Here is a 20,292-nt window from a genome sequence, read left to right on the forward strand (position 1 = left end):
TGTGATAAAAAATATCCAATTATCCTATTTTAGGAATCACGTAGAATTTTCAGCTAACTGTGATTCAAAATTCGTCTTGATAGTTGGGCCTAATAGTTCTGGAAAAACAAGTATATTGGAGGCTATATCAATGCTTACACCAGATAAGGGTGGTATGAGAGGGGCCGCTGTAGAGGATGTGCTATGTAGCTTCCAAAATATATACTCTGGGTGGAGTGTTGTAGTAATGCTAGGAGATGATCATATATCTACAGGGTTTGATTTAGCGGCGGCTAAGGTAACAAGAAGTATAATGCTAAATGGCTCTCGGCTTAGTAAGAGGGGGGAGATATTAAGGTATCTGAGGGTTATATGGTTAACCCCTCAGATGGATAATATACTTGTAGAATCTTCTTTAATGAGGCGTAAATTTTTTGATAGGATATGTTATAACATATTTCCTGAGCATGCTAAAAATATCACGAAATATGAGTACTATATGCGCTCACGGATGAAGGTCTTAGAGCAGCACTATGATGATGTTTGGCTTTCGTCAATAGAAAGGGAAATGAGTTTGCTATCTGTTATCATAATAAAGACTAGGGGGCTTGTACTAGAAAAGATAAAAGATGAACTATCCAAATTAGGTTCTGAGTATCTAAGGCCTGAGATAGAATTGCTTGATAACTTATCTTCTTTGGATGAAAAATGTATAGAGGTTGAGTTACGTAAAAATAGATTGCTAGATTTGAAATCTAGCAGAACAAGTTTTGGACCTCATAGAGTTGATATAAATGTAATAAATTCAAAAAGTAGGCAAAACATAAAACTTTGCTCAACAAGTGAGCGGAAGTCTATGTTAATTGCGCTAACTATGTCGCAGATAAATGCCATAGCGACCGATGGAAGTAAAAAGATATTACTTTTGGACGAGTTACTTAGCCATTTTGATGAAAAGACAAGTGAGCATATTATTGACAAGCTTGCCGTAATAGATGCACAAATATGGATAACTGACACAAGGCTACCAAATACTGCTTTGCCAAACTCTACTACAATCTCATTATCTTAATTTTCTTAATATCCAGCGATATGAATTAGAAATGAATTTTAGAGCGACAAAGATCATCGATTTTTTATTACTTTTAGTAGATTCGCTTTCTATAAAATTTTCCATTTCTTCGCCAGAAAAAGAGATTGGTCTTTTTACTTTATTGTCTAAAGATTCGTCTTGCTGTGAATATTTAAGGCTCTTAATATCACCTCTTTCAATAAAGAAGCTATCTTGGCCAGCATTTTCATCTATATAGAATGAGATAGTGCTTTTTGTAAAAAGATTTTCCAGTTCTGCTATTTCATCCCTTCTTATATTTAAAATATGCATAATTAAGTTTAGTCCACCAGAAATGGTTATATCGCCTTCAGAAATAGCTAATTCAGAGCGAATTTGTCTCATGACAGACATAGTTGAAAGATATAAAGGCTTTACTCTACCCCTGCCGTTACAGTTATTACATTTGAGGAGATTATGGTCGAAAAAGCTTCGTCTTATCATTTGTCTGGACATCTCGAGCAATCCAAATTCTGGGCTAATTTTCCCGATTTGTGTTAATGCTTTATCTGTTGAGAAGGCTTCTTTAAGTGAGTTCTCAACGAGCTTTCTGTTTTGTGCATCTGTAAGGTCTATAAAATCTATTACAATAAGACCAGAAAGATCTCGTAATCTCAGTTGCCTTGCTATCTCTTCTGTTGCTTCTATATTTGTTTTTAATGCTGTTTCTTCTATGCTTTTTGTTCTGGTAGATTTGCCTGAATTTATATCGATCGCTACCAATGCTTCTGTTTGTGCTATGACTATATAGCCACCTGATGTTAATGGTACAACGGAATCGTATAGTTGGCTTATTTGTTCCTCAATTTCGTATTTTGTGAAGATAGGGACAGGATCTTTGTATAAAGTTACTTTGTCGCATATATCAGGAATGAATACCTTTATGAATTGTAATACATTTTTATATTCTTTATATCCAGAAACAACTATGGACTCTATTCCAGAGTCACAGAAATCTTTTATTGACCTTTGTACAACATTTCCAGAATCATGAATGAACGACGGGGCTATAGATTTCAATGTTAATTCTCTAATGCTATCCCACATGTGTATCAGGTATTTTATATCCCTAACTATATCCTTTTCTAGTTGATCTTGGCCTGATGTTCTTATTATTATGCCATGTTCTTCATCTATATTTTTTCTTACTATAGATTTTAGTCTTTGTCTTTCTTTATCATTTGATATTTTTTTAGATATTTTATGTTGCCCATAGGAATTTGGGAATAATATGCAATATCGACCAGCTATTGAAATATAAGTTGTAACAGATGCGCCCTTATTTCCACGTTCTTCCTTTGAAATTTGGACTAGCATAACCTGATCCTTTTTTATGACATCTTGTAGTTTATATTTTTTATATATATCGCTTTTAGATTTATAATCTGCATCTTTCTGATCTGGCTCGCCTCTTATTATGCTAATTAATGTCTCCTTTTCCTCTTTGGGTATGTTAAAGTATTTTGGATGTATATCGGGAAAAGAGAGAAATGCATTTTTACCTTCTCCATAATCTAAAAATACAGCTTGTAAAGAAGGTTCTATACTGGAAACTTTGGCAAGATATATGTTGCCACGTGTATTGGGTTTAGCATGTTCTTGTGAGTCGAAAAATTCTACCGTCCCATCTTCAACTAAGGCTATTCTTATTTCATTTGGGTATACGGCATCCACTAATATAAATTTAGACATCTAAAAAAGTACCATAATAAAAAACAACACGGCTCAAAAATTTTAGCCTATAATTCAAAAAAGTCTGGCAATTCAGCATTGCCTTTTAAAAAGCTACTGATAGACTGACGCCGGGAGATATTTGGGAAACAAATATCAAGCAAAACTTTCCGCGCATTTAAGACTATTGGTATGCAATAGTCAAGTTCTCGGTTCGTTGGTTATTTATTTGTAGATAAGTTGTGAATGCTTTCTTAATTTCCCGTGGTTCTACGCTTGGTTTGTCTTTTAACTTTGTTAAGTTTAGGCGGCTATCATATATCTTTGCAATAATTGTATCTTTATGTGTGCCAATATGCCTTTTTTTAAGGGGGGTAAATTTTGGCATAGATTTTTTAGGTGGGGTTGTTGTAGAGGCAAGATCTGATAAAGATATTAAAGATATTGAGTATATAAGATCTGATTTTGAAAAGCTTGCTTATAAGCTTATTTCTATAGATGTAGATTCAAGTAATAATCTAATATTAAGGGCGCATATAGGGAAAATAGACAAATTTGAAGATGAGTTGAGAAAAAATTTTGATTATCTAAAGATAGATAAGATAGATTTTGTAGGCCCTAAACTTGGAGTTGATATGCTGATTTCTGCGGCAAGTGGTGTGCTAATTGCTATAATAGCGATGGTTGTATACATCTCAATGAGATTTACAAGGCGTTTTGGTATGAGTATGGGTATTACGCTATTTCATGATTTAATGGGCGCCATATTGTTTTATAGCGTTACACAATATGAGTTTAATGCATCGTCAGTTGCTGCGTTACTGACTATTCTTGGTTATTCGGTGAATGATAGTGTGGTGATTTTCGATAGAATAAGGGAGAATTCTGCGAGGCATTATAAAATGCGGTTTGATAATGTGGTAAATTTAAGTTTAAATGAGACGCTATCTAGAACTACTATTACGGCATTAACGACACTTCTATCTTGCGTGGTATTATTTGTATTTGGTGGGGCGTCGCTGCAGGGCTTTGCGGGTGCTATGATTTTTGGTGTGTTGTTTGGCACTTATTCGTCTATATTTATATCGGCGCCACTTGTGTTAACGCTATCAACAAAATTACAGGCCGCTATTAAGAAGCGTTAATACGTGTTTGCCTAGAGGTAGGTTTATTTTTGCTATTTCTAAATGCGTTATTTTATGCTAAGGCGCTTTTTTATTAAGCTTACTCAGCTTAATGATTTTCTGTTTTACGCAAATTGTTCTTGTAATTGTCGGGAGTTATTTCTAGATCCGTGACTTATTTTGTAATAAGTATAATTTTAAGTTAATTATTTTTATAAAAATCTTGACGATGTTGTTTCTTGCAAATAAGATGCCCTCCTTGTTTAGATTTTTTGCACTTTTTGTATCCTCGATATGGTCACGTTGAATCAGCTTGTTAGAGCTCCCAGAAGATCTAGGAGCCATAAGAGTAGTGTCCCTGCTCTTGAAGGGGCCCCTCAGAGAAAGGGTACTTGTGTGCGTGTTTATACTACCACTCCTAAGAAGCCAAACTCTGCTATGCGTAAAGTAGCTAGGGTTAGGCTCTCTAATGGTTATGAGGTCACTGTATATATACCTGGTGTAGGTCATAATTTGCAGGAACACTCTCAGGTATTGGTAAGAGGTGGTAGGGTGAAAGATCTTCCTGGTGTTAGGTATACCGCAGTGCGTAATGCTTCTGTTGGTGATTTGCAAGGCGTCAAGAATAGGAAACAAGCTCGCTCCAGATATGGGGCAAAAAAATCTTCAGTATGATAGTTAAATGGTAAGTTATGTCCCGTAGAAGAGCAGCAGAGAGAAGGCAGGTGTTACCTGATCCTATTTATGGTCATCCTGTGGTCGCAAAATTTATAAATGTTGTGACTACCTGTGGTAAAAAGTCCATTGCTGAGAAGATTGTTTATTATGCTATAGCGCAGCTTGCTGAAAAGCTTAAATGCGACGCTATGGAGATTTTTGAGAAGATTGTTGAGAATGTGAGGCCTATTTTGGAGGTGTCTTCAAAAAGAATAGGTGGTGCTACTTATCAGGTTCCTGTTGAAGTGAGGCCTGAGAGGTCTGTTACACTTGCTTTGAAGTTTTTAGTTTCTTCTGCCAAATCAAGAAAGTCTGAAAAGGGTATGGCCAAGAGGCTGTTTGGTGAGATGCTCGATGCCTACTCTGGTAAGGGGGGGGGCTGTTAAAATGAAAGAGGAGAGGCATAAAATGGCTGAGGCCAATAAAGTCTTTGCTCGTTATGCTTTCTAGGTTTGTTTATGTCATCTGTTACTTTTATATCTGAGTATAGAAATATAGGCATAATGGCCCATATAGATGCTGGCAAGACTACACTTACTGAGAGGGTTCTGTATCTAACAGGTAAATCTCATAAGGTGGGTGAGGTTCATTATGGCGAGGCTACCATGGATTGGATGGAGCAGGAAAAGGAGAGAGGTATTACAATAACGTCTGCCGCGACTACCTGTTATTGGGAGCCTCAGTCTTTGAAGTATTCAAAAAGATCAAGTAGGAGGCATAGGATAAATATAATAGATACTCCTGGGCACGTGGATTTTACAATTGAGGTTGAGAGGTCGCTTAGGGTTTTGGATGGTGCTATAGCTGTTTTCGATGGTGTTGCCGGTGTTGAGCCGCAATCAGAAACTGTGTGGAGGCAGGCTGATAAATATGGCGTGCCTAGGATGTGTTTTGTGAATAAGCTCGATAGAACTGGTGCTAATTTCTTCAAGTGCGTATCTATGATAGAAGATAGGCTTGGGGCCAACCCTTTAGTTGTCCAGTTGCCTATAGGTGCTGAGGCTGAGTTTAGGGGGGTTGTGGATCTTGTTTCGATGAATGCGTTGGTTTGGGATGGTGCTGGTGTTGAATATCAGGTTACTGAAATTCCTGAGGACCTCTTGATAAAAGCAAAAGAATATAGGGCGAGGTTGGTAGAGTCTGCTGTTGAAACTGATGATGAAGTTATGGAGGAATATCTTGCCTCTGGTGAGGTTTCTAATGAGGCTTTAGTCGGCTGTATAAGGAAGGGGGTTATATCCGGTGCGTTCGTACCTGTGTTGTGTGGTAGTGCCTTTAAAAATAAGGCTATTCAGCCTTTGTTGGATGCTGTTATTGAGTATTTGCCTAGTCCGGTTGATATACCGTCTGCTAAAGGTGTCTTAAATGGGGCTGAGGTTAGTGTTAAATCTAGCGATGCTGGTGATTTCGCTGCTCTTGCATTTAAGGTTATGAATGACCCATTCGTTGGATCATTGACTTTTATAAGAATTTACTCAGGTAAATTGGAATCTGGTTCTGGTGTTCTTAATTCTACAAAAGATAAAAAAGAGAGAGTTGGCCGTATACTTTTGATGCATGCTGCTAGTAGAGAAGATGTAAAGTCTGCTACGGCCGGTGATATAGTTGCTTTGGCTGGGTTGAAGTATACAACAACCGGTGATACATTGTGCTCAACTAATTTTCCGGTATTGTTGGAAAAAATGGATTTTCCTGAGCCTGTTATAGAGATTGCCATAGAGCCAAAAACCTCTTCTGATCAAGATAAGATGGCTGTTGCTATATCAAAACTAGCTTCGGAAGATCCTTCTTTGAGGGTTAAGGTTGATAGAGAAAGCAATCAGACTATTATATCTGGGATGGGCGAGCTCCACTTAGAGATAATAGTGGATAGAATGCGTAGAGAATTTAAGGTTGAGGCCAATATCGGTGCTCCTCAAGTTGCGTATCGCGAAACTATAACGAAGGGTTATGAGATAGATTATACTCATAAAAAGCAAACTGGTGGTGCGGGGCAATTTGCGAGGGTAAAAATCCTCTTTGAGCCACTTGAGCCTGGTAGTGGGTATAAATTTGAGAGTAAGGTTGTTGGTGGTAGTGTTCCTAAGGAGTATATACCTGCGGTGGAGAAAGGTATAGGGGAGATTAGTAAGAATGGTGTGTTGGCCGGTTATCCGTTGCTTGATTTTAAAGCTACGCTCTTAGATGGCGCTTATCATGAGGTGGATTCTAGTTCCTTGGCGTTTGAGCTTGCTGCAAAAGCTGCATTTAGGGATGGTGCGATGAGAGCTTCTCCTAAGTTGCTTGAGCCTATAATGCTTGTGGAGGTTATAACTCCTGAGGAATTTATGGGTGATGTAATAGGGCATCTTAATAGTATACGTGGTCAAATTTGTGGTATGGAATTAAGGGCCAATGCACAAGTTATATCCGCCAAGGTTCCTTTGGCTAGTATGTTTGGCTATATCAATACCTTGAGATCTATGAGTCAGGGTAGAGCTCAGTATACTATGCAATTTTCTCATTATGAACATGCTCCTCAATATATTGTTGATGAGGTGATTTCTAAACTTTAGTTTGTTATTTTATTTTAGGTTTTAAATATGGCTGTTGGTAAGTTTGAGCGTAACAAGCCTCACATGAATGTGGGTACTATAGGTCACGTTGATCATGGAAAAACTACGTTAACTGCTTCTATTACTTTTGTGCTTTCAAAAAAGGGTATGGCGCAGAACAAGTCTTATGATCAGATAGACACGGCTCCTGAAGAAAAGAAGAGGGGTATTACGATTAATACTGCGCATGTTGAGTATGAAAGTGAGTCTAGGCATTATGGTCATGTTGATTGTCCTGGGCATGCAGACTATGTAAAAAACATGATAACTGGTGCTGCTCAGATGGATGGTGCTATACTCGTTGTTAGTGCTACTGATGGTGCTATGCCACAGACAAGGGAGCATATACTTTTAGCTAGGCAAGTTGGTCTACCTAGTATAGTTGTGTTTCTAAATAAGGTGGATATGGTGGACGATCCTGAGATGCTCGAGCTTGTTGAGATGGAGATTAGGGATTTGTTAAGTGCGTATGGTTTTGATGGTGATAATGCACCTGTGATAAAGGGCTCTGCTCTTAAGGCCTTGGAGGGTGATTTGTCTGGTATTGGAGAAGGTGCAATACTTGAATTAATTAAGGCGGTAGATAATTATATTGCGGTTCCTGTTAGGGAGCTTGACAAGCCATTCTTGATGTCTGTAGAAGATGTTATGAGCATATCTGGTCGTGGTACAGTTGCGACTGGTAGAATTGAAGAGGGGCGTATTGCTGTTGGTGAAGAGATAGAGATAGTGGGTCTTGGTTCTACTAAGAAGACTGTTTGTACTGGGATAGAAATGTTCAGAAAACAACTTGATGCTGGTCAAGCTGGTGATAACGTTGGAATTTTGCTTAGAGGTGTAGATAGAAGTGAGGTTGAGCGTGGGCATGTTTTAGCTAAGCCTGGTAGTATTAAGCCACATCATAAGTTTCGTTGTGAGGTATATATTTTGACAAAAGAAGAGGGGGGGAGGCATACACCATTTGCTTCTAATTATAGGCCTCAGTTCTATTTTAGAACAACAGACGTGACGGGTTCTGTAAAGTTAAAAGATGGTGTACAGATGATTCTTCCTGGTGATAATGCTGAAATGGAGGTTGAGCTTATTTCTCCTATTGCTATGACTAATGGGTTGAGATTTGCCATCAGAGAGGGTGGTAGGACTGTTGGGGCTGGTGTTGTTTCTGAGATATTAGAGTAATGCAGCAGAAAATTAGATTAAAGTTAAAAGCTGTTGAGCATAGGGTTCTTGATGCATCTGTTTGCGAGATAGTGGATACTGTTCTCAGGGCTGGGTCTAGGGTTAGAGGTGTGATTCCGCTACCAAGTAAACGTAAAGTATTTACGGTTAATAGGGCTCCTAGTATCGATAAAAAATCCAGGGAACAGTTTGAGATTATATATCATTCGAGGCTTTTGATAGTTGAGGCGTCGCCTCAGGCTGTGGATGCAATGATGAAGCTTGATATAGCTTCTGGTGTTCATGTAGAGATAAAAGCTTCTTCTGATGGTGGTTATGGGGTAAATTCTAATGGCTAATATAGGTTGTCCGGTTGAGAAACTTGGGATGTCTCAAGTTTTTTCTAATGATGGTTCTTCGATTCCAGTGACTGTTTTAAGGGTTTTGGATTCTGAGATTTGTTCTATGAAAACTCATGAGAAACATGGTTATAGTGCCGCTGTGCTGAAATATAAATTTGGAAAGAAGCTTAAATTAAAAGAGTTGAGATTCTTATCCAATTTACATTCTTATAAAGTTGGTGATAAGGTTGATGCTTCATCTTTTAAAGGTTGTTCTTTTATAGATGTATCTGGCTCTAGTATAGGTAAGGGATTCGCCGGTTCTATGAAAAGGCATAATTTTGCTGGTTTAGAGGCTTCGCATGGTGTTTCCGTTTCGCACAGATCTCATGGTTCGACTGGTAATAGAGCTTATCCTGGGCGGGTGTTCAAGGGTAAGAAGATGAGTGGTCATATGGGTGATAGGAATGTAACCTCTCAAAATCTTTCTGTATTTGAGATAGATGAGGAGTTAGGGTTGTTGGTTGTGATGGGGTCCGTTCCAGGTCATAGACATTCCTTGTTGTTTGTTACGGACTCTGTAAAGAAACCTTTTCTTAATGCGTAGGTAAGTTAATTATATGAATTATCAAGTTTTAGATATAACGGGTGAAAAGAGAGGGGAGGTTTTTCTTGAAGATTCGATTTTCTCTATAGAGCCTAGGTATGATATTATTCATGAAGTTTTAAGATGGCAGATGGCCAAGAGGAGGTCCGGAAATCATAGCACCAAGACTGTTGCTGATGTTGAGGGCTCTACAAGAAAGATATATAGGCAAAAAGGTACCGGAGGTGCTAGACATGGTTCTAATAGAAGGGCGCAATTTAGGGGTGGTGCTATAATATTTGGGCCGCATAAGAGAGATCATGAATTCTCCCTTAATAAAAAGTTGAGAAAATTATCGCTTAAAATGTCTTTATCTCATTATTTAAAGGAGGGTAGATTGTTTATAATAGATGATTTTGCTCCTTTGGGTGATTCGTATAGTTCATCTGGTGTAAAGCGTAAAATCTCTTTTTTTGGTAGCGATGTTTTGATCGTGGATTCTTTTTTCGATCATAAGTTGTGTAAATCTGTGGCTAACTTACATAAAACTGATCTAATTAAGGTGGAGGGACTGAATGTGCTAGATATAGTGAGACATGAAAAGTTACTAATTTCATTGTCTTCTTTAGAAAAAATAGAACAAAGGTTAAAATAATGAAGTTTTATCAAGATATAATACAGCGTCCTGTTGTTACGGAAAAGGCTGCTAAAGGTGTTGACCTATTTTTGAAATATTCGTTTTTTGTACATCAATCTTCAGATAAGCAGATGATTAAAGTTGCTATAGAGAAGTTTTTTGATGTAAAAGTTAAAAAAATCAATATTATTAATGGGGTGCCTAAGCCTAGGAATTTTAAAGGCGTTCGGGGGAAAAGCAAGAGTAATAAAAAAGCTATAGTGACTCTGGAGAAGGGTTTTTCTATAGATGCTTTTAAATAAAGCTTAATGTATTAATTTAAAGTGAAGAAATGGTGGTTTTAAAGAGAAAGGGTTCTGTAACGGCTGGGCAGAGACAGAAGGTCTATATATCTAAATCTTCTCTATGGAAGGGGGATCCGGAAAAATCTCTTGTGGAGGGTATTAGGTCATCTGGTGGTAGAAATTCACTAGGTAGGGTAACTGTAAGAGCTAGGGGCTCTATGCATAGAAGGAAATATAGAAAAATTGATTTTAATAGATCTTCTTTTACCCGCGGGGTTGTGCAAAGGATAGAATATGATCCAAATAGGACTGCTCTTATAGCTTTAGTGAAGTGTGTTGATACTGATGGTCTCTCATATATCATTTGTCCAAAAGGTTTAAAGGAGGGAGATACTGTTTCTTCTGGCGAGGTTGGATCTCAGATCCAGGTTGGGAATGCAATGCCGTTGAAATATATACCAGCAGGTATATTTGTACATAATATAGAGCTAAAACCTGGAAAAGGTGCCCAGTTAGTTAGGTCTGCTGGTACTTGTGCTAGATTGATGAATAAAAGCGGCGGGCTTGCTATGGTGAAGCTTCCATCTGGTGAGGTTAGATATGTATCCAGTGATTGTAGCGCTGTTGTTGGCGAAGTCTCTAATGCTGATATAAAAAATATAAAATTGGGAAAGGCTGGGGCCACGAGGTGGTTAGGTAGAAGATCTAAGGTTAGAGGTGTTGCTATGAATCCTATAGATCACCCGCATGGTGGTGGTGAAGGTAAAACTTCTGGAGGTAGGCATCCTGTTACTCCTTGGGGTAAGCCTACAAAAGGTAAAAAGACAAGAAATAATAGCCGCACTGATAAGTGGAGAGTGAGTTCTCGTCATGCTAAGAGATAGTTTATATATGTTATAGTTGTTATGGGAAAAAGATCGATTTGGAAGGGGCCTTTTACGGATTCTCATTTGTATGAGAAGGTGAAAAAAGTTTTGGCTTCAGGTTCTCGTTCTGTTATAAAGACGTGGTCTAGGAGGTCTACTATACTTCCTAGTTTTGTTAATCTGACGTTTGCGGTGCATAATGGGATGAAATTCATACCTGTTCTTGTTAAAGAGTCTATGGTTGGTAAAAAATTAGGTGAGTTTTCTCATACTAGGACTTTTAAAGGCCATTCTGGAAATAGAAAAGCTGTGAAAGGTAAGTAGGTTTATTTATTATGAAAGAAAATTTGGATAAGACTTTTTGTAAAGCTAGGAGTTTTCATGTACCATCTAGTGTGCAAAAAATTAATTTAGTAGCAGATTTGATTAGAAAGAAGGATACTTCTGCTGCGCTGATACAGTTGCAGTATTGTAGAAAAAAGGTAGCTAAATATATATATGAGCTGCTTAAGTCTGCAATCTCTAATGCTGAGAATAATCATGGAATGGATATAGATAGTTTGTATGTAAAAGAGGTTTTGGTGGGGAAATCTTTTACTATGAAGAGGTTTCATGCTAGGGCGCGTGGTAGGGCGTCTAGAATTGAAAAGTCTAGGAGCATGATATCTATATTGGTTGCTGAAAAATAGTATTTGTATTATATGTGTTTATAAATGGGTCAAAAAGTACATCCTATAGGCTTTCGTCTTGGCATATCTTCTGAATGGTCTGCTTCTTGGTATGCTGGTAGTAAGGATTATTCAGAAAATCTTTTACAAGATTTGAAAATAAGGGAATATGTTAAGAAGAATATTCGTTCTGCTGGTGTTAGCTCTGTTCATATAGAGCGTGTCGCGAGTAAAGTTCGTCTAACAGTTAAGGCGGCAAGGCCAGGTGTTATTATAGGAAGTAAGGGTAGGGATATAGCTAAAATTAAGTCTTTTGCTGAGCAGGTAGTATCTAGGGAAGTTTCTGTCAATATAGAGGGAATAAAGAGGGTGGAATTAGATGCAACTTTAGTTGCAGAGAGTATTGCATCTCAAGTTGAGAAGAGAGTTTCTTTCAGAAAATTGGCAAAACGTGCTATGCAAGCTGCTATGCGCATGGGTGCCGAAGGTATTAAGGTGAAGATAAGTGGTAGAATAGCTGGGGCCGAGATAGCAAGGTCTCAGTGGTATAGTGAGGGGCGCATACCTTTGCATGAGCTGAGATCTTTTATTGATTATGGCTTTGCGATAGCCCATACCGTTTATGGATCCATAGGACTAAAGGTGTGGATAGCAAGAGGTGCTAAAAAAGATCATTCTTCTAACTAAATTTTATGATACTTTCTCCTAAAAAAACTAAATATAGAAAAGCTTTTAAAGGAAGGGTTAGGGGCATTACAAAAGGTGGGGCTCGGATTGCTTTCGGTGAATATGGGTTAAAAGCTATTGGTTGTGTTCGCTTAACTGCTAGGCAGATAGAATCTGCTCGTAAAGCTATAAACAATTATTTAAAGAGGGCTGGCAAGCTCTGGATTAGGGTCTTTCCTGATCTTCCTGTTACAAAAAAGCCTGCTGATGTCAGGATGGGTAGCGGTAAGGGTTCTGTAGAATTTTGGGGTGCTCGAATTGAATGTGGTAGAATCTTATTTGAACTTTCTGGTGTGACGAAAGATCAAGCCGCTGGTGCTTTTGAGAGAGCTGCTGCTAAGTTGCCTGTAAAAACTAAATTTGTTGAAAAAATTGGTGGTGATATCTAATGAAAATCGATGAAATAAAGGCCTTGCCTGATAAGGAGTTGTTGGTGCGCATAGGTGAGCTTAAAAGAGAGCATATGAATCTTAGATTCTCAAAGGTTATGTCTGAAGTTAAGAATATTTCAAGAATGAGAATGATAAAAAGGGATGTTGCTAGATTGTTTACTATTTTAAATCAAAGAAGGAAATGAGAAGAAGATTACATGGGGTGGTTGTGAAATGTAGTTCTACTAAAACTATCTCGGTTTTAGTTTCTAGGACTGTTAGTCACCCTAAATATAAAAAAATTGTATCAAGAAGTAAGAAATATCTTGTACACGATGAAGGAGGGTTGTATAAGGTCGGTGATGAGGTTTGGATATCAGAGTCCGCTCCTATCTCGAAGCGTAAGTGCTGGGTTGCTGATCAGCGTTAATTTTTGGTTTTAGGATTTTTATGATACAGATGGGGTCAAAACTTGAGGCGGCTGATAATTCGGGTGCTAAAATTTTGAGATGTGTAAAGGTTCTTGGTGGTGCTAAAAAGATGTTTGCAAGTATAGGTGATACTATAGTTGTTTCCGTAATAAAGCTTTCATCATCATCTTCGAAGGTAAAGAAAGGAGATGTTTTTAGAGCTGCGCTTGTAAGGACTAAGAAAGAAGTTCAAAGGAAAGATGGTAGCATATTGAGGTTCGATGTTAATTCCGCTGTTCTTTTAAATAAACAAGGCGAGCCTGTTGGAACTAGGGTTTTTGGTCCATTGCCTACTGAATTGAGGAAGAGGGGGTTTTCAAAGCTTCTTTCTTTGGCGCCTGAGATTGTTTAGTCGTTTTTATTGATTATGAGGAAATTTAAGAAAGGTGATAAAGTTTTAGTCAGGGCTGGTTCCTCGAAAGGAAAGAGCGGGGTTGTTTTGAAGATTTTGAGGGATGATAGGGCAGTTGTTGATGGTGTTGGGATTGTTTTAAAGCATTCTAAGCCTAGTCGTATCAACCCAGAAGGTGGTAAAATAGAGAAGCTTGCTGGTATACATATCTCTAATCTCTCTCATATAGATCCTGTTACTGGTAAGGCTACTAGGGTTGGGGTTAGGATTTTAGAGGATGGTACTAGCTCGCGGTTTTATAAAAAATCAGGGCAGATTTTTAGTTAATTTTTATGAATAAAGCTAGGTTATATCAGAAATATTGTGATGAGGTAAGGCCTTCTTTGGCCAAGGCTCTTGGTAAGAAGAATTTGATGTCTGTTCCCGCCTTTGAAAAGGTCGTTGTCAGTATGGGGCTTGGTTCTCAGTTAGGGGATGCAAAGTATGTGGCAGAGGCTTGTGAGGAACTTTTCTTAATAACCGGTCAAAAGCCTGTTGTTACGAAAGCCAAGAAATCGATAGCCGCCTTTAAATTAAGAAAAGGCATGCCTGTCGGGTGTAAGGTTACGCTTAGGAGAAAAATGATGTACGAGTTTATCGATCGTCTTGTACATATAGCTTTTCCTCAAATAAAAGATTTTAGAGGAATGAGGGCGGCTCAATTTGATGGTAATGGCAATTTTGCTTTAGGATTAAAGGAGCAGATGGTATTTCCAGAGATAGAGTATGATAATGTTAGTGCTACTCGTGGTATGAATATAGTTATAGTAACTAGTTCTAGGAGCGATGAAGAAGCTAAGGCATTGCTCCAGGCGTTTAATGTACCGTTTATAATATAGTTGTGATTTTAATAGGTTATGCCAAAAAAAAGTGTTGTGGAGAGAAATTTATCTAAAATTTCTGTTTATCATAAGTATCTGGTTGAGAGGTCTGAGATTAGGAGTATAGCTAGAGATAAGAAGGCGACTCTTGAGGAGCGTTTTAAAGCTTCGATGAAGCTAGCAAAGATGCCAAGAGACTCATCTCCGTGTAGGTCTAAGAAGAGGTGTAATGTTAGTGGTAGATCTGCTGGATATTATGGATTTTTTGGTGTTTCAAGGATAGTATTACGGTCTCTTGCCCTCGCTGGGCAGATGCCTGGTGTGAGGAAAGCTAGTTGGTGATTTGTATATTTTTATGTTTGTTAACGATTTAGTTTCTGATTCTATAACAAGAATAAGGAATGCTCAGCGTGCTGGTAAAGGTGGTGTGTTGGTGTTAAAGTCCAAGATGATTTTGGCATTGCTCGGTGTTCTTTTGGAAGAAGGGTATATAAGGAGTTTTTCTGAAGTTGAATCATCTTCTTATCCGAAGTTTTTAAAAGTTGATTTAAAGTATTACAGGGATTCCCCTGTGATATCGGAAATAACTAGAGTTTCTAAGCCTGGTTGTAGGTTTTATACATCGATTGCAAATTTAAAAGAGATGTATGGTGGTCTTGGTATTTCCGTTTTATCTACTTCTGCTGGGGTAGTCTCTGATCGTATGGCTAGAAAGCTTGGTCTGGGAGGAGAAGTTTTGTGTAGAGTTTTTTAATATTTTTATGTCTCGTACAGGGAAAGCTCCTATAGCGCTGCCAAGCGCTGTTTCTTTAAGTGTTTCTGACAAGAGTATTTCTGTGTCTGGTCCTATTGGTTCTATAAATCTTCCATATTTTGGGGAGCATCTTGATTATTCTATTGTTGATAGTGAGTTGAAATTTTCCTTAAAAACAGATGAACGGAGGCTTTGGGGGCTTGTAAGGAGTCTTGTAAACAATGCTGTTATCGGTGTTTCCAAGGGGTGGTCAAAAAAGATGAATTTAGTTGGCGTTGGTTATAAGGCTCAAATAAAGGGTTCTGTTCTGTTCCTTTCATTGGGTTACAGTCATGATATAGCTTATCCAATTCCGCACGATATCAAGATAAGTTGTGAGACTCCTACTTCGATTCTTGTTTTTGGTGCAGATAAGCAAAAGGTTGGGCTTGTTTCTGCTGAAATAAGAGGGTTTAGGCCTCCAGAGCCTTATAAAGGCAAAGGTGTTATATATGGGGATGAGAAAGTCCTTAGAAAAGAGGGGAAAAAGAAGTAGGTTTTATTTATTTTTGTTTTATGTCTAAGTTAGCGAATTCAATAAGAAGAAAAAATAGGACCAGGCATAAGTTAAGTAGTGTTTCTGGTGATAAATGTAGGCTTTCTGTGTATAAGTCTAACAAGCATATCTATGTGCAGGTAATAGATGATAGTAAGGGGGTGACACTGGCGGCCGTTTCTACGCTCTCTAAGGAGTTTAGTGGTGTTGTTGCTAATGCTTCTTCTGCTGAGCGGCTCGGTGATGTGATAGCGAAAAATGCAATTGCAAAAGGGGTTAATGAGGTTGTTTTTGATCGTGGTGGTTATAAATATCATGGCTGTATCAAAGCTCTTGCTGATTCTGCAAGGAAGGCTGGTCTTAGATTTTAGTTTATTGTGATATTATGTTGAAGGCTTCTAAGAGTAATAATTCTGATATATCAGAAAAGCTTGTACATGTGGCTCGTTGTACTAAGGTGGTTAAGGGCGGAAGAAGATTTTCTTTTTCTGTAATGGTTGCTGCCGGAGATGGTAAAGGTAAAATTGGTATAGGGTTTGGTAAGGCTTCAGAGCTTGCTGATTCTATGGAAAAGGCTTCCCGTCTTGCTAGGGTGAATATGATTAAGATACCAATGAAAGATGGAAAGACTCTTCATCATGAAGTTTGCTTTAAATTTTGTTCTGCTAGGGTTAAGCTTAAGCCTGCCCCATCTGGTACAGGCATCATAGCTGGTGGTCCTCTCCGTTCTATATTGGAGCTTTGGGGCGCGAAAGATATTGTTGCAAAATCAATAGGTTCAACTAATCCTCATAATTATACAAGAGCAGCAATAGATGGGATTAAGACTATAAGATCGCCAAGATATATAGCGGCAAAGCGTGGCAAGAAGGTGGCTGAAGTTTTTACTACAAAAAAAAGTAAAAGGGGTTAGTTTTAGTATTTTTATAGTTTTGATTTATTATGAGTTTGTTAAATTCTCTCAAACCTAAAGAAGGTTCAAGAAAATCGAGAAAGGTAGTTGGTAGGGGTATAGGATCTGGAAAAGGTAAAACTGCTGGTAGAGGTGGTAAAGGCCAAACAGCAAGAGCTGGTGGTTCTATAAGTCCATTATTCGAAGGTGGGCAAACTCCATTATATAGGAGGTTACCAAAGAGAGGTTTTAATAATTTTACCAGAAAGAAGTTTGATGTGCTTTCTCTCTCTACTGTAGAAAAGCTTGTTTTAAATGGTGTTTTAAGTACAGAATTGAGCATAGATTTATTAATAAAAGCGGGTGAGCTTAGAAAATCTGCAAAATCTTTAAAGCTTATAGGATCTTCTGATAAGTTATCTGGGCTTTCAAGGGTTATGCTATCTGCTATAAGTTCTGGCGCTCGTGAGTGTCTTGAAAAATCTGGTTGTGTTGTGGAAATAATATAATAGTATAGATGGCATCGTTAAACAGGCTCAATAAGCGTGCAAAAAGGGAAGATTCTGCAAACGATGGTGATGTATCTGCAGATTCCGGGCTTTTAAGGAGTGTTTTTTTTGTTTTAATTTTTCTTTTTTTTTATAGGTTAGGTACTTATATTCCATTACCTGGTATTGATGTTGTTGCATTCTCAGGAGCAATGGAGCATCACTCAGGCGGGGTACTTGGCATGTTGAATATGTTAACTGGTGGCGCCTTAGGTAGGATGTCTGTGTTTGCATTAAATATAATGCCATACATCACGGCTTCGATTGTTATACAGCTTCTTTCCTCAGTAATTGAGGGGTTGAAAAAGATGAAGAAAGAAGGGGAAATGGGGAGAAGAAAAATTAATTTATATACTAAATATTTGACTATTTTTATAGCTCTCTTTCAGGGTTATGGCATGGCTGTTGGTATGGAATCAATGTCTGCTACCCTGGCGACAAGTATAGTAATTGAGCCTGGTATGGGCTTTAGGATAATTGCTACTCTTACATTGCTTGGTGGTTCTATGTTTGTAGTACACTTGAGTGACTATATAACTTCTCGTGGAATAGGTAATGGAAGTTCTTTAATAATATTTTCAGGTATAGTGTCTGGGGCACCATCTGCTATAGTTTCCATATTTGAGATGACAAGATTAGGCTCAATGGATGTTTTTTCATTGATATCTATAGTGTTTTTTATCTCATTATTGGTTTTTTTAATCATATACGTGGAGAAATCACAACGTAGGTTAGCTGTTCAATATCCTAGAAGGCAAGTAGGAAATAAGATTTTTGCGGCAGATGATACGTATCTGCCATTTAGGATAAACACAGCAGGTGTGATACCGCCTATATTTGCGGGTTCAATACTTTTATTTCCTATTACAATCTCCAATTTTATATCAAATGATGATTCGTGGCTAAAGTTGTTTATATCTCAAAATCTTTCCCACGGTAAGCCTTTGTATGTTATGTTGTTTACTGGGTTAATATGTTTCTTCTGCTTTTTTTACACAGCTATCGTATTGAACCCTGATGAGACTGCAGAAAATCTTAAAAAATCCGGAGCTATTCTTCTTAATAAAAGACCTGGTACGCAAACTGCATCTTATATAGATTATGTTTTAACTAGACTTACTGTTATAGGGGCTTTATATATATCAGTAGTTTGTGTTGTTCCTGAGATATTGATGTCTAGTTACTCTGTGCCATTTTATTTAGGTGGTACAAGTCTTTTGATAGTTATCAATGTAGTAATTGATGTTACATCAAAGATACAAACTCATTTCTTGTTTAAAAAATATTCCCATATGTATAAGAAGGGTGGAGCAATTTTTACAGGTTTGAGATGAAATTTATACTTTTTGGCATGCCGGGAGTTGGGAAAGGTACTCAAAGTGCGCTTCTTTCGGATCATTATGAAATACCAAAGCTTTCTACAGGCGAGGTCCTTAGGCATGAAATGGAAAATAATAGTGAAATAGGTGCTAGGGTTGCGCAAATAATGCGTACTGGTGGTTTGGTGCCTGATGAAGTTGTAGAAGCTATAGTTGAAGCGAGGATAAGGTCCGAATCTTGTAAAAAAGGATTCATATTAGATGGATTTCCAAGGACATTAAATCAGGCTGTCTATTTAGATTTGCTTTTAAAGAAAATTGGATGTTTCGAGGATATATTTATAATATATCTTGTTGTGGATAAGGAAAGATTAGCGAGCAGGATTTTGGGACGATTTTTGTGCTCAGCATGTGGTAATATATTTCATGAAAGTCTTAACCAGCTAGTTAAGATTAACGGCTGTACTAGGTGCGGTTGTAAAAAATTTATCTATAGAGATGATGATGAGAAGGAAAATATAAAAAATAGGATTAAGATATATCAAGAGCAGACATTTCCACTTATAGAGTTCTATAGAGGTAGGAAGAGATTTTTAGAAGTAGATGCGGACGCTAGTATAGAAGTGGTTTTTAAAAATATAACATTTTTACTTGATAAAGTAGATATAAATTAGTTATTAGGCATTACGTCTATAGGAAAAGTTTAGATCTAGTAAATGCTTATGGAAAAATAGGTGGCGCAAAGCATCCTAATGGGAGGCGTCAAGGTAAGTGTGTAAGTTGTTAAGCTAGAATATAACGTTTAACGATTTATATCTTAAAATAATGAGCAAGAAAGACAATAATAGCAAATATCCAATATCAGATAGTATAGATGCAATGCTAAAATCTGGTAGCGATCCAGTGGAGATGATAAATGAAATGAAGAAGATGATACTGGAAAGGGCAATGTCAGCAGAACTGGATTATCACCTTCAAACAGAGAAGCATGAGAAGAGTAAAGATGGCAACTATCGCAATGGTTATGGTAGCAAGAAGCTATTGATAGATAACGGAGAACTGGGGATTAAGACAGCAAGAGATAGGGATGGAAGTTTTACGCTTATCCCAAAGCGACAAAGGCACTTTAAAGGATTTGATCAGCAAATATTATCAATGTACTAAAAGGGGCATGAGCGTCAGGGACATACAGTCTCATCTTGAATAGATGTATAATGTAGATGTCGGCCCCGAGCTTGTATCCAATGTAACAGATGCAGTAATAGATGAAGTTAGAAGGGGCGGCTATTAGAGGCAATTTATCCAATACTATATCTTGATGCTATGGTTATAAAGGTAAGGGATGGAAAGCATATAATTAACAAGAGCTTATATAGCGATGTGGTTTAATATGGAGGGTAAAAAGGATGTTTTAGGCTTATGGTTGTGAGACTGAGGGCGCAAAATTTTGGCTGTCTATCCTCAATGAGCTCAAACACAGGGGTGTTAAAGATATACTTATAGCCTGCTCTGTGATGGTCTTACTGGATTTCCCGATGCCATTAATGCTACATTCCCTAAAACCATAGTACAGCTATGTATAGTTCATAGAAACAGCCTAAAATTGGTGAGTTATAAGCATTATAAAGAGGTTACATCGGATTTAAAGCTCATATATACAGCAAAAAATGAAGAATCCGCCATGCAGGCTTTACTGGATTTTGAAGGTAAATGGTCCTTTAGGTATCCT

General features: G+C 37.7%; 30 protein-coding genes and 1 pseudogene. 30 read left to right on the plus strand and 1 reads right to left on the minus strand.

Annotated elements, in window-relative coordinates; all coding sequences use genetic code 11:
• Nucleotide 1: 1 nt before the first annotated feature.
• A complete protein-coding gene (gene recF, locus Cyrtocomes_RS00360; protein ID WP_322497226.1) occupies nucleotides 2-1,051 on the plus strand; it encodes a DNA replication/repair protein RecF in 1,050 nt (349 codons plus the stop codon).
• Here the strand turns inward: recF and Cyrtocomes_RS00365 are convergent.
• A complete protein-coding gene (locus Cyrtocomes_RS00365) occupies nucleotides 1,043-2,782 on the minus strand; it encodes an Rne/Rng family ribonuclease (protein WP_322497227.1) in 1,740 nt (579 codons plus the stop codon). The two genes, recF and Cyrtocomes_RS00365, sit on opposite strands and share 9 nt — an antisense overlap.
• A gap of 221 nt (nucleotides 2,783-3,003) precedes the next feature.
• On the opposite strand from Cyrtocomes_RS00365, the gene secF reads away from it, so the two are divergent.
• The 29 genes and pseudogenes from secF to Cyrtocomes_RS06070 form a co-directional block, all read left to right on the plus strand.
• Nucleotides 3,004-3,906 (plus strand): protein translocase subunit SecF, encoded by a 903-nt coding sequence (gene secF / locus Cyrtocomes_RS00370; RefSeq protein ID WP_322497228.1) that lies wholly within the window; start codon nucleotides 3,004-3,006, stop codon nucleotides 3,904-3,906.
• A gap of 273 nt (nucleotides 3,907-4,179) precedes the next feature.
• Nucleotides 4,180-4,560: a 30S ribosomal protein S12 gene (rpsL, locus tag Cyrtocomes_RS00375; protein WP_322497229.1), complete on the plus strand. Its 381-nt coding sequence runs from the start codon at nucleotides 4,180-4,182 to the stop codon at nucleotides 4,558-4,560.
• Between the two features lie 17 nt (nucleotides 4,561-4,577).
• On the plus strand, nucleotides 4,578-4,988 hold the full coding sequence (rpsG, locus tag Cyrtocomes_RS00380; RefSeq protein ID WP_458693274.1) for a 30S ribosomal protein S7: 411 nt from the start codon (nucleotides 4,578-4,580) through the stop codon (nucleotides 4,986-4,988).
• A gap of 72 nt (nucleotides 4,989-5,060) precedes the next feature.
• A complete protein-coding gene (gene fusA, locus Cyrtocomes_RS00385; RefSeq protein WP_322497230.1) occupies nucleotides 5,061-7,157 on the plus strand; it encodes an elongation factor G in 2,097 nt (698 codons plus the stop codon).
• Between the two features lie 27 nt (nucleotides 7,158-7,184).
• On the plus strand, nucleotides 7,185-8,375 hold the full coding sequence (tuf, locus tag Cyrtocomes_RS00390) for an elongation factor Tu (RefSeq protein ID WP_322497231.1): 1,191 nt from the start codon (nucleotides 7,185-7,187) through the stop codon (nucleotides 8,373-8,375).
• Complete coding sequence (rpsJ, locus tag Cyrtocomes_RS00395) at nucleotides 8,375-8,713, plus strand: 30S ribosomal protein S10 (protein WP_322497232.1); 339 nt, start codon at nucleotides 8,375-8,377, stop codon at nucleotides 8,711-8,713. The genes tuf and rpsJ overlap by 1 nt, the downstream gene beginning before the upstream one ends.
• Complete coding sequence (gene rplC / locus Cyrtocomes_RS00400) at nucleotides 8,706-9,302, plus strand: 50S ribosomal protein L3 (protein ID WP_322497233.1); 597 nt, start codon at nucleotides 8,706-8,708, stop codon at nucleotides 9,300-9,302. Before rpsJ ends, rplC begins: the two co-directional genes overlap by 8 nt.
• 13 nt (nucleotides 9,303-9,315) lie before the next feature.
• Complete coding sequence (rplD, locus tag Cyrtocomes_RS00405; RefSeq protein ID WP_322497234.1) at nucleotides 9,316-9,936, plus strand: 50S ribosomal protein L4; 621 nt, start codon at nucleotides 9,316-9,318, stop codon at nucleotides 9,934-9,936.
• Nucleotides 9,936-10,220 (plus strand): 50S ribosomal protein L23, encoded by a 285-nt coding sequence (gene rplW / locus Cyrtocomes_RS00410; RefSeq protein ID WP_322497235.1) that lies wholly within the window; start codon nucleotides 9,936-9,938, stop codon nucleotides 10,218-10,220. Before rplD ends, rplW begins: the two co-directional genes overlap by 1 nt.
• 29 nt (nucleotides 10,221-10,249) lie before the next feature.
• A complete protein-coding gene (gene rplB, locus Cyrtocomes_RS00415) occupies nucleotides 10,250-11,086 on the plus strand; it encodes a 50S ribosomal protein L2 (protein ID WP_322497236.1) in 837 nt (278 codons plus the stop codon).
• A 21-nt stretch (nucleotides 11,087-11,107) separates the two neighbouring features.
• Complete coding sequence (gene rpsS / locus Cyrtocomes_RS00420) at nucleotides 11,108-11,392, plus strand: 30S ribosomal protein S19 (RefSeq protein ID WP_322497237.1); 285 nt, start codon at nucleotides 11,108-11,110, stop codon at nucleotides 11,390-11,392.
• 11 nt (nucleotides 11,393-11,403) lie between these two features.
• Nucleotides 11,404-11,757 (plus strand): 50S ribosomal protein L22, encoded by a 354-nt coding sequence (gene rplV, locus Cyrtocomes_RS00425; RefSeq protein WP_322497238.1) that lies wholly within the window; start codon nucleotides 11,404-11,406, stop codon nucleotides 11,755-11,757.
• Nucleotides 11,758-11,781: 24 nt separating this feature from the next.
• Nucleotides 11,782-12,423: a 30S ribosomal protein S3 gene (gene rpsC, locus Cyrtocomes_RS00430; RefSeq protein ID WP_322497239.1), complete on the plus strand. Its 642-nt coding sequence runs from the start codon at nucleotides 11,782-11,784 to the stop codon at nucleotides 12,421-12,423.
• An 8-nt stretch (nucleotides 12,424-12,431) separates the two neighbouring features.
• Complete coding sequence (gene rplP, locus Cyrtocomes_RS00435) at nucleotides 12,432-12,851, plus strand: 50S ribosomal protein L16 (protein WP_322497254.1); 420 nt, start codon at nucleotides 12,432-12,434, stop codon at nucleotides 12,849-12,851.
• Nucleotides 12,851-13,039: a 50S ribosomal protein L29 gene (rpmC, locus tag Cyrtocomes_RS00440; RefSeq protein WP_322497240.1), complete on the plus strand. Its 189-nt coding sequence runs from the start codon at nucleotides 12,851-12,853 to the stop codon at nucleotides 13,037-13,039. Before rplP ends, rpmC begins: the two co-directional genes overlap by 1 nt.
• Entirely contained in the window at nucleotides 13,036-13,263 is a 228-nt protein-coding gene (gene rpsQ / locus Cyrtocomes_RS00445) for a 30S ribosomal protein S17 (RefSeq protein ID WP_322497241.1), read from the plus strand. Before rpmC ends, rpsQ begins: the two co-directional genes overlap by 4 nt.
• 20 nt (nucleotides 13,264-13,283) lie before the next feature.
• The gene (gene rplN / locus Cyrtocomes_RS00450; protein ID WP_322497242.1) at nucleotides 13,284-13,655 is read left to right on the plus strand and encodes a 50S ribosomal protein L14; all 372 of its coding nucleotides are present in this window, start codon (nucleotides 13,284-13,286) and stop codon (nucleotides 13,653-13,655) included.
• A 9-nt stretch (nucleotides 13,656-13,664) separates the two neighbouring features.
• Nucleotides 13,665-13,982, plus strand: coding sequence for a 50S ribosomal protein L24 (gene rplX / locus Cyrtocomes_RS00455; RefSeq protein WP_322497243.1), 318 nt, complete (start codon nucleotides 13,665-13,667; stop codon nucleotides 13,980-13,982).
• Nucleotides 13,983-13,987: 5 nt separating this feature from the next.
• Nucleotides 13,988-14,533 carry a 50S ribosomal protein L5 gene (gene rplE / locus Cyrtocomes_RS00460; protein ID WP_322497244.1) on the plus strand — a complete coding sequence of 182 codons (546 nt, stop codon included), beginning with the start codon at nucleotides 13,988-13,990 and terminating at the stop codon, nucleotides 14,531-14,533.
• Between the two features lie 18 nt (nucleotides 14,534-14,551).
• On the plus strand, nucleotides 14,552-14,857 hold the full coding sequence (rpsN, locus tag Cyrtocomes_RS00465) for a 30S ribosomal protein S14 (protein ID WP_322497245.1): 306 nt from the start codon (nucleotides 14,552-14,554) through the stop codon (nucleotides 14,855-14,857).
• Between the two features lie 13 nt (nucleotides 14,858-14,870).
• Nucleotides 14,871-15,269, plus strand: coding sequence for a 30S ribosomal protein S8 (gene rpsH, locus Cyrtocomes_RS00470; protein ID WP_322497246.1), 399 nt, complete (start codon nucleotides 14,871-14,873; stop codon nucleotides 15,267-15,269).
• A 7-nt stretch (nucleotides 15,270-15,276) separates the two neighbouring features.
• Nucleotides 15,277-15,804, plus strand: coding sequence for a 50S ribosomal protein L6 (rplF, locus tag Cyrtocomes_RS00475; protein ID WP_322497247.1), 528 nt, complete (start codon nucleotides 15,277-15,279; stop codon nucleotides 15,802-15,804).
• Between the two features lie 20 nt (nucleotides 15,805-15,824).
• Nucleotides 15,825-16,175: a 50S ribosomal protein L18 gene (gene rplR / locus Cyrtocomes_RS00480; RefSeq protein ID WP_322497248.1), complete on the plus strand. Its 351-nt coding sequence runs from the start codon at nucleotides 15,825-15,827 to the stop codon at nucleotides 16,173-16,175.
• Between the two features lie 14 nt (nucleotides 16,176-16,189).
• Nucleotides 16,190-16,717, plus strand: coding sequence for a 30S ribosomal protein S5 (rpsE, locus tag Cyrtocomes_RS00485; protein WP_322497249.1), 528 nt, complete (start codon nucleotides 16,190-16,192; stop codon nucleotides 16,715-16,717).
• A gap of 29 nt (nucleotides 16,718-16,746) precedes the next feature.
• A complete protein-coding gene (rplO, locus tag Cyrtocomes_RS00490; RefSeq protein ID WP_322497250.1) occupies nucleotides 16,747-17,205 on the plus strand; it encodes a 50S ribosomal protein L15 in 459 nt (152 codons plus the stop codon).
• 8 nt (nucleotides 17,206-17,213) lie between these two features.
• Nucleotides 17,214-18,578 carry a preprotein translocase subunit SecY gene (gene secY, locus Cyrtocomes_RS00495; RefSeq protein WP_322497251.1) on the plus strand — a complete coding sequence of 455 codons (1,365 nt, stop codon included), beginning with the start codon at nucleotides 17,214-17,216 and terminating at the stop codon, nucleotides 18,576-18,578.
• Entirely contained in the window at nucleotides 18,575-19,237 is a 663-nt protein-coding gene (locus tag Cyrtocomes_RS00500) for an adenylate kinase (RefSeq protein WP_322497252.1), read from the plus strand. Before secY ends, Cyrtocomes_RS00500 begins: the two co-directional genes overlap by 4 nt.
• A gap of 205 nt (nucleotides 19,238-19,442) precedes the next feature.
• Nucleotides 19,443-19,952: pseudogene (locus Cyrtocomes_RS00505) on the plus strand (transposase).
• 115 nt (nucleotides 19,953-20,067) lie between these two features.
• Nucleotides 20,068-20,292: transposase (locus Cyrtocomes_RS06070; RefSeq protein WP_410519681.1), on the plus strand; the 225-nt coding region annotated here is incomplete at its 3' end.

Origin of the sequence: Candidatus Cyrtobacter comes (genome assembly GCF_034470605.1) — a bacterium.
In the GTDB taxonomy this organism is placed as follows: Bacteria; Pseudomonadota; Alphaproteobacteria; order Rickettsiales; family Midichloriaceae; genus Cyrtobacter; species Cyrtobacter comes.